At 58.0% G+C, this 1,785-nt stretch carries 2 protein-coding genes and 1 pseudogene; 2 read left to right on the top strand and 1 reads right to left on the bottom strand.

The features are described 5' to 3' along the window. Window positions 1-101: 101 nt before the first annotated feature. Window positions 102-872 carry a TetR/AcrR family transcriptional regulator gene (locus MAXJ12_RS34120; protein ID WP_202946727.1) on the bottom strand — a complete coding sequence of 257 codons (771 nt, stop codon included), beginning with the start codon at window positions 870-872 and terminating at the stop codon, window positions 102-104. Window positions 873-1,007: 135 nt separating this feature from the next. On the opposite strand from MAXJ12_RS34120, the gene MAXJ12_RS34115 reads away from it, so the two are divergent. Both MAXJ12_RS34115 and MAXJ12_RS34875 read left to right on the top strand, forming a co-directional pair. Continuing rightward, window positions 1,008-1,352: a VOC family protein gene (locus MAXJ12_RS34115; protein WP_341872561.1), complete on the top strand. Its 345-nt coding sequence runs from the start codon at window positions 1,008-1,010 to the stop codon at window positions 1,350-1,352. A 319-nt stretch (window positions 1,353-1,671) separates the two neighbouring features. Next, window positions 1,672-1,785 (top strand): annotated as a pseudogene (locus MAXJ12_RS34875) (AlpA family phage regulatory protein); the annotation flags it as partial.

Here is a 1,785-nt window from a genome sequence, read left to right as displayed (position 1 = left end):
GTCGACCCAGGCGTCAACGATATCCGCCCACTCCTGCATCATATGCCGGCGCTGCACCTCGTATTCCGGCTCGGCGGCCGGAAAGCACCCACTGGGTCGCGTCAGGTCGAACTGCGCCCCCTCCCAATCAGCGCTTCTATTCCGTCGATCATTCGGTCGACTGCGAACGTCCAAGAATGTTCCGCGTTGAATGCTCCGCCAAGCGCATCGCCCGCGGCCGCTCCGATCCTCGCGGCGAGCGGGAATTTCTCCGGATCGAACGCCAAAGCAAGAAAGGGTGCGTTCTCGCGCCACCATTCCTCATCACTCTGAGCACTGCTGCGCACTTCTAAATCCTGGTTCGCGCTGGCACGGGCGACGGCAGCGACGACGACGAGGATGTGCGTGAGGACGCTATCGCGAGTTACGTCGTCCACACCGAGGTCTTCGAGCGCGGCGAGCTCGTATTCGTATTTGGCGATTGTTCCTGGCCCGAGCGACGGTCGGCCGAACGACACGTCAGCTGCCCAAGGGTGCCGTTCGAAAAGTCTGCGATTGTCTTCGGCGATTCGCACCACCTTGTCCCGCCAATCTCGATCCGCCGGCGCGCTACGGTCCATCCGCTGATAGATCGTGTCGAGCATCAAAGGCACGAGCTCGGCCTTTCCGGAGACGTAAGTGTAGATCGTCATCGTCGGCTTATGCAGCGCCGCTGCCAGACCGCGAATGGTCATGGCAGCCAACCCGTGCTCGTCGGCGATACCAATCGCAGCCTCTATCAGTCCCTCGATGGCGAGGCCTCTCTTGCGACCAGGTTTCGGGACGATATCGACAGAATCCCGCCACAACAGCTTCATCAAGCCAGCCGGGTCATTTGCCTTTTGATCGCGCACCAAGTCCCTCATAATTTCGTACTATGCACGCTAATGCGATTGACGTATATCCGTACTTAGTACGAGAATGTCGTTTCGATCAGCGCAAGGAGCCCAAGTTGAAAATCACCGCATCCACCATTTCGTTCAACGTCGATGATGTGCCTGCGTCCAGTGCCTTTCCTTGCGGACCACTTCGGATTTCGCGAGAAAATGGCGGCCGACGGATTTGCGTCCCTCCACCACGACGAGAGCACGGTCAATGTCATCTATCTTCGTCGCGGCATCTCGCAATTGCCCGAGGGCTTTCGCGACGAACGCACGAGCGGAGCGATCCTGGCTTTCACCGTCGACAACATCGCCGAGGTGGAAGCACGTTTCCGAAAGAGCAGCGTTAACATCACCATGCCTCTTCGAGAGGAGGAATGGGGAGAGAAGCTATTTCAAGTCACCGATCCAAACGGGATCATCATTCAGTGCGTAGAGTGGGCAACCCACTAGCTCCGACACGCTTCAGGAGGTTGAACAAAAATGCACATCAAGTTCGCCATGTTGCCGGTTCGGGATCAAGGCCGCGACGCGGATTTTTACGTCTAGACCTTCGGCTGCGAAGTGGCTGCTGACAGGCCGTACAGGGATGACGGCTGGATCGCCTCGCTGAAATCGCTCAGCGTCGCTCGCCCCTATGCTGCACCTGGCAGCCAAGGGGAACCCGCCGATGTGTACGCTATAGCCCGAAAATGCCGCACGGCAGTTCGAGGGGGCTTCCAGCATCAACATCTATCGTTCTCAATCGCCTCAGCAATGTAGGGGATTGAGCATGGCACAGATCGAAACCATGCAAATTCGGAGAACGATCCGCCGGCACCAATTGCGCGAGACGGTGCCTATGGCTGACAGCACGATTTATGAAATGGAGCAGCGTGGCGAGTTT

Origin of the sequence: Mesorhizobium alhagi CCNWXJ12-2 (assembly GCF_000236565.1) — a bacterium.
Lineage (GTDB): Bacteria > Pseudomonadota > Alphaproteobacteria > Rhizobiales > Rhizobiaceae > Allomesorhizobium > Allomesorhizobium alhagi.
The sequence above is the reverse complement of the archived record's forward strand: the minus strand, read 5'-3'. Positions and strand labels throughout refer to the sequence as shown.